The organism is Actinomyces acetigenes, assembly GCF_031296635.1.
In the GTDB taxonomy this organism is placed as follows: Bacteria; Actinomycetota; Actinomycetes; order Actinomycetales; family Actinomycetaceae; genus Actinomyces; species Actinomyces acetigenes.
The window spans coordinates 1-6,458 of sequence record NZ_JASPFC010000061.1; the positions used below are offsets into that span (position 1 = coordinate 1).

General features: G+C 59.7%; 6 protein-coding genes and 2 pseudogenes. 5 read left to right on the forward strand and 3 right to left on the reverse strand.

The annotated features are described in order from the left end of the window. Positions 1 to 777: DDE-type integrase/transposase/recombinase (locus RIV14_RS13155; protein ID WP_335342876.1), on the reverse strand; the 777-nt coding region annotated here is incomplete at its 3' end. A gap of 458 nt (positions 778 to 1,235) precedes the next feature. On the opposite strand from RIV14_RS13155, the gene RIV14_RS13160 reads away from it, so the two are divergent. Further along, complete coding sequence (locus tag RIV14_RS13160; protein WP_143224252.1) at positions 1,236 to 1,577, forward strand: hypothetical protein; 342 nt, start codon at positions 1,236 to 1,238, stop codon at positions 1,575 to 1,577. A gap of 703 nt (positions 1,578 to 2,280) precedes the next feature. Continuing rightward, positions 2,281 to 2,844 carry a hypothetical protein gene (locus RIV14_RS13165; protein WP_143224253.1) on the forward strand — a complete coding sequence of 188 codons (564 nt, stop codon included), beginning with the start codon at positions 2,281 to 2,283 and terminating at the stop codon, positions 2,842 to 2,844. A gap of 953 nt (positions 2,845 to 3,797) precedes the next feature. Here RIV14_RS13165 and RIV14_RS13170 read toward each other — a convergent pair. Together RIV14_RS13170 and RIV14_RS13175 are read right to left on the reverse strand one after the other, a co-directional pair. Next, positions 3,798 to 4,044, reverse strand: a pseudogene (locus tag RIV14_RS13170) (IS1634 family transposase); the annotation flags it as partial. 24 nt (positions 4,045 to 4,068) lie between these two features. Further along, positions 4,069 to 5,291: pseudogene (locus tag RIV14_RS13175) on the reverse strand (IS110 family RNA-guided transposase). A 295-nt stretch (positions 5,292 to 5,586) separates the two neighbouring features. Between RIV14_RS13175 and RIV14_RS13180 the strand changes: the two are divergent. The 3 genes from RIV14_RS13180 to RIV14_RS13190 all read left to right on the forward strand — a co-directional run. Then, the gene (locus RIV14_RS13180; RefSeq protein ID WP_309325227.1) at positions 5,587 to 5,871 is read left to right on the forward strand and encodes a transposase; all 285 of its coding nucleotides are present in this window, start codon (positions 5,587 to 5,589) and stop codon (positions 5,869 to 5,871) included. After that, a complete protein-coding gene (locus RIV14_RS13185; RefSeq protein ID WP_309325228.1) occupies positions 5,868 to 6,050 on the forward strand; it encodes a hypothetical protein in 183 nt (60 codons plus the stop codon). Before RIV14_RS13180 ends, RIV14_RS13185 begins: the two co-directional genes overlap by 4 nt. 81 nt (positions 6,051 to 6,131) lie before the next feature. Next, positions 6,132 to 6,458 (forward strand): DDE-type integrase/transposase/recombinase (locus RIV14_RS13190; RefSeq protein WP_309325229.1); only part of this gene is annotated, 327 nt, incomplete at its 3' end.

Here is a 6,458-nt window from a genome sequence, read left to right on the forward strand (position 1 = left end):
ACCCTCCTCGACCGGGCATCTCCTGACCGCCATGTCAATGGCCTGGCACGCCAGGGAGGTGTGCATGTGGTCGGCCATCGCGTAACCCACGGCCTTCTTGGTGCAGCAGTCCAGAACAGTCGCAAGATAGATAAACCCGGCCCACGTCCTGACGTAGGAGGGGGCACCTCCCGCTTGCGGGGGAATGTCCCCGCACCACTTACGTCCAGGTTCGTCAGCGGCGGGAGTCCCGCCTGGCAGGTCCGGCCGCTCATCCAGGTCCTGGGCCGGCACGGTGATTCGGACCTTCGCCCACGGCCCGGCGGCCTGCAGCCCCAGGTCACGCATGATGGACCGGATCGTGGAACCGCCGGCCCGCACTGCCAGGAGTTCCCCCAGGGCGGCCGTGACACGTGAGACGGACATGGCCTCCAGGGCAAGGGCCCGCAGCCCCCACTCCACCGCCGAGCGGGTCAGCCGCGCCCTGGGCTCAGCCAAGGTGGAGGTGTCCTGCCTCCACACCCGGCCGCAGTGGGTGCAGGCGAAGCGCCGCACGCGTACCACCAGCTGCGTGGGCCTCCACCCCACCGGCACATGGGCCAGGCGCCGGGCCACCGTCCCACGGGATACTCCCTGGGCCCCACAGGCCTTACAAAACGGATCCTCAAACCCGATCGGCATACGGCACTCCACAATGGCTCTCGTCGAGGTCAGGTGCTGGCCCACAGCGGTCAGTCTCAGAACGTCCAGGCCCAGGAAGGTCGTCAGATCAGGGTCGGTGAAGGTAGTCTCAGGCACGTCAAGGTCTCTCAGGTGGCGTGTGTAGCAACTCCCAACATCGGGGGACCTCGATCCCCACTCACCGCAACGACGCACCCACCACCCCACCTCGGACACATAAATAAGCCTTACTTACTGCACCCCCAAACACGAAGAGCCCTCAAACGCGAAGAGCCACAAATACTAGCACCGACGAACGTCAGTATGTAAGATACTCGCCATTTCAATGTTAATTTTCATACAATTATGACATGACTCCACCAGCCCCGCGATCTCACGACTCCCCCCGTATCTCCAACTCCTCTTCAGAATCCACCGCCCCGTTTTCATGCCCATCTCGACGACGAGTTCTGATAAGAGTCGGATGCCTTAGTCTTACCGGGGGACTCCTTCTCGCCAGTGGATTATGGTCTTTTCGCCCCGGAGGACCCCTCACAGAAGATGGAAAGTTACTGCGAGCACTGCGGAATGACCCCATGGGCGCCGAGACGATCCTCGATCATAAGGCTATCGAAACAGAGGAGACCAAGCCCACCGAATGGTTCTCGATCGAAGATCCACATATTTCCCTAACTCGATGGTTTCAAGGAGAAAATGGTGACATAGCATCTCTTCACAAATCATTCGTTAGATATGCGGAAAAAAACGGATGGGCCGAAGAGGCCGACACATCGTCATCTAATGTATGGTTGGCTCGGCATCGCAACCGAACTGCAGATGATTACATGCGACTGACGCTGACCGCCAACACAGAGAATGATTCGAACATTTCAAAGGAACGACTGGACACTGTAGCAGTTTCCTTAGATTTTTCATGAGCATGCCTAATGTTATCCGCAAGATCACAAAATCGATAAACGCAGCGATCCAGAATCTTCTTAATATAGTGAGGCTTATTCACACCATCCGTCAAAGGTGCTCTGACCTGCGCAGATGCTGGAGTCGGCTAGCCCTGTGAATAAGTCTCAGCCAATCCGCCGTTTCACCGTTTCGACCCGCATCGAGCATTATCAGCAGCACCCAACACAGAAGACGCTGCAGTCATGTACAGGATCAAATCCTCTAGCACCTCCAGTTCTTCCTTTCCAACACTACTTCGACTCTGCTCCATCATCACGTTTCTTTCACTAATTAGTATCGCAACCAGCCCACTATTCAGCCCGCCTGCTTCCGCTAAAGTCAAAACCATCCACCTCATTCACGTGACTCTGCTTGGCGACTCCTTCTCTTGCCCGCCACGATTCTGAAGGAAGAACCCTGCCTCTTGGAAGGGCCCGACCATTGCAGCCCGACACGCGGCAGATCGTCACATACACCTGCCGTAATCCCACTCACAGCACCGGCAACGATGCCACCCAGCCTCACTCAGCCAGCCGATGAAAAGTCGAGACTAAACCCCACTGATAAGCCCACCCACAACACCCTACAAACGCGAAGAACCCGAGTCACCTCCAAAGTACTGACAAACGTCAGTGCACTATTCCATACGCCTCCTGCTCCTGAACTATATAAAATCGTAATATGACTACAGCAGTCTCAGAGCCCCATACCCCTGCATCAGAATCCGCAGCCCCACCCTCGCGCCTATCTCGCCGCAAGCTATTGACTCGCATCGGCTGCGGGACTCTTGTCGGAGGACTAACCGTCGGAGGCGGACTCACCTGGGCCTTCGGCCCAGGAGGTCCCCTGTCATATGAGGCAAGAGCCTTAACAGCCCTCAAAAACGACCCCATGGGACACGAGACCATTCTCGGAATGAAAGCTGTCCACACAGAAGAGTCAGAGCTCCCCGGATGGACGACCTGGAAATATCCAGGAGTTCATCTCGAACGATGGTTTCGAGACTCAACAAAACCCTCAGAGCAGCTCAAAGACGAGTTCATAGACTACGCAAAGTCCCACGGATGGGAAGAACAGTCCCGCGCCACTACTTCAACATTATGGCTCGCTCAACACACCCACCGAAAACCCGACGACTACATGCAACTATTTATTGGACCTTCAGAAGGCACACAATCCGAGGACAGTGAAATCCTTATTACAATTAACTACACCTTAGCCGTCGATCCAGACTCAGCTGTATAACTATTCCCGCAACACTTCGCAGCCGAGACGAAAGGTGTTACCGCGCGCAACGGGGAACCGACACAGCGAGAGCGTCTCCGCCCCTCGGATCGCCTGAAGCCACCCGGCCGTACCTTACACGCTCCAGTTTCCCGCACTTCAGAAAATAATTCATCACAACAATCGACCCTCATAATGAGCGCGAACAACACCACGACTAAAATCGGCGAACCCCATTCCAGGTTGAGGAGCTATAGAAGCCCACCTTCAAATTTCAGCCAGGAACTACTGACAAACATCAGCGCGCAAACCTACACATCTATCGCATCAAAATTTATAGAATCGTGACATGACTACGGCAGCCCCACACCCCAGCACCAACTCCACAGAGCACACCGAACCACCCCCGCGCCCATCTCGACGAAAATTGCTGACAACAATCGGATGCAGCACACTTGCAGGAGGCCTGACTATCGGGGGTGGCCTTACCTGGGCATATGGCCCAGGAGGCCCCCTGTCATATGAGGCGAGACGACTGAGGGCCCTCAAGAATGACCCGATGGGAAAAAAGAAAATCCTCGGCCACGAGGCTATTCAGACCAACGACTCCCCGCTCCCAAAATGGTTTGAATATAAGTATCCAGGACTTCGCCTGAGACGGTGGTTCAGAGATGACAACACAGATCCAAAAGAACTCAAGAATCAGTTTACTGAGTACGCTGAACATCACGGATGGGAGAATGATCCAGGGCCAACCACCCCAGCCTCATGGGTTGGAAGACATGGAGGTACGCAACCCATTGATGACATGTTTCTCGCAATATACCTATCCTCTGACGACCCTACTCCCCCACCCAATGCAGGCAATAATAGCATCGCCATACTATTATGTTATTTCTAGATACCTAAAGTAGCCTCGCAATGGCACGACCATTAAGTTGGCGAGATTCTAGATCGCCACCTCCTGAGTTGGCTCATTTAGTGTCGTGGTGGATGTTGTGGAGGGCTTGGGTGAGGTCGGGTGGGAGAGGGTCAGCGGCTGTGAGGGTGTGTCCGGCATGTGATGGTGATGGTGATTGTGCGGTAGCGGCGTGCGGTGGTGATCAGGCGTCTGATGGCCCAGCCGGTGGCGGTCTCCAGCCAGCGGGCCATGGCAAGGGCTCAAGGGCTGCAGTGACGGACGATGGTCAGGTGGGCCTCGATGGACTGGCGCAGGTGGTGTGGGGGGTGCCCCTATGTGGTGTGTCAAGCGGCGGCGGGTAGTTTCGTGGCTGGTTGTGGGTCGTAGAGTGCGCCGTTGCGGATCATGGCGTGCAGGGTCAGGATGCGGCGGTGGGCCAGGGCGAGAACGGCCTGGTTATGACGCTTGCCCTGGTCTCGTTTGCGCTGGTAGTAGGCCCGGGAAACGGGGTCGGAGCGCAGGGAGGCGAAGGCGGAGGGGAACATGGCGCGCTTGAGCCTCTTGTTGCCGCCGTGGGAGACGCGCCTTGCCACGGATCGATGAGCCGGAGCGGCGTGTGACGGGAGCGAGCCCGGCGTAGGAGGCCAGCTGGGCTCCGGTGCCCGGAGGTCCTTGCCCAGGGTCTCAGCCAGCAAGGACGGCGGCGGCCGGGACCCCTGATCCCGGGCACGCGTGGTCAGGACCTGGCACATGAGGGTGGGGCCCGCCAGGGTCACCGGCCTGGGCGGCGACATCGGCCCGCTGAGCGTGCAGGGCGATGAGCTGACGAGCCAGGTGAGGTAGCACCGTTGCGGCGGCGTCGGTGCCGGCGACCACCACGGTCTGGTGCTCCAGGGCCGAGACGATCTGGCCGGCCCAGGTGGCGTGCCGCCTGCACCCGTGCTTCTTGAGCCTGGCGTCGATCCTTGCCTTGCCTGCTCGCTTCAGGTCGGCTGGGGTGGGCCAGGCGGCGACGGGCCTCCAGGATGGCGTCGTGCGCCCGGCCAGGGCCCCACCACGGCCTCGAGGGCGGGGCGGGGTCTGGGTGAACGACTGGCCCCGGGATCCGGTTGGCGCTCTGGTTGACCTGGCGGGCCAGGTCCAGGTCGAAGCCAGTCAGCATGCTCAGCGCTGCGGCCTCCTCGTCCGAGGTGCTGACGGCTCTCAGGGTGTGAGGCATGCTCCTGGCCGCGCCGGCGATGACGGCCGCGTCCTTGGCGTCGGTCTTGGCGCTGCCCGGCGTCAGGTCAGCGATGCGGCGCATCGACAGTCCGGGCAGGTAGCCCACGGTGATGCCCATGTCCTGAGCCACCGCCACGGCCAGGGCCCCGATGGTGGCGGGCTGGTCGACCACCACCAGCACCTGTCCCTTTGCCTGCAGGCGCTGGTAGACCTCACGCAGCCGGTCCTCGTCGTTGGGTAGGGCCTTGTCGAGGACCTTCTGCCCGTCCCGGCTCAGGGCCGTGGCCCAGTGGTCCGTCTTGCCGACGTCGATGCCGATGAAGACCTCGATGTCTCCGATATCCATCTTCGTGCCGCCTCTCGCTGCATGGGTGAGGGCCAGCAGGTGGACAGGCCGGTCCCGCACCCACGTATGCGTTAGACCTCACACACTGCGGGCCGTTCCCCTTATCAGCGGTCACCAGCGTCCGGCTGCTGCGGGTGACTTTCGCCCCCCGGATCATCTAAGGACAGGGGCAAGACATCATGCCCACAGCAGCTGGCCCAGCCCCGGACCACCCAGGACCACCAACAAGGTAACGGGCGTGGTGTTTCTCGGACTGGGGGAGTTTTTCATCTCCTGAGTCGATGGGATAGATCCCATGCCAGCAGCGAGATACTCCGACGAGTTCAAGACCCAAGTGGTGCGCGAGGTGATCGAGAAGGAACGCACCATCTCCTCGGTCGCCTCGTCGTATGACCTTGTCCCCCAGACGGTGGGTAACTGGGTCGCAAGATACAGGAAAGAGCACGCCACCGACCAGGACCGCAAGAAGGCATCCGAGTCAGCTGAGATAGCAAAACTGAGAGCAGAGAACAGGGAGCTGCGTCAGGAGAATGAGTTCCTGAAAAAAGCAGCCGCCTTCTTCGCCAAGGAACGACCGTGACCGAGCGCCACGAGCTGATCAGCCGCGAAGAAGGCTCCTACCCCATCTCCTCAATGTGCCGATGGTCCAGGGTGTCAAAATCAGGATACTACTCCTGGCGTGACCGACCCCAGTCACAGACGGCCATCAGAAGGGAGGAGCTGGCCATCCTGGTTAAGGACGTTTTTGAGGACTCGTGAGGGCACCTACGGGTACCGGCGCATCCAGGTGATCCTGGAGCGGCGTGGCGTGCGGACCGATGGTTCCACGTCCGGTCCATCATGCGTGACCTGGGGCTGCAGGCCGCCGGGCCGTGGGCGAAGGTCCGAATCACCGTGCCGGCCCAGGACCTGGATGAGCGGCCGGACCTGCCAGGCGGGACTCCCACCGCTGACGAACCTGGACGTAAGTGGTGCGGGGACATTCCCCCGCAAGCGGGAGGTGCCCCCTCCTACGTCAGGACGTGGGCCGGGTTTATCTATCTTGCGACTGTTCTGGACTGCTGCACCAAGAAGGCCGTGGGTTACGCGATGGCCGACCACATGCACACCTCCCTGGTGTGCCAGGCCATTGACATGGCAGCACGCAGGTGCCCGATCAAGAAGGGC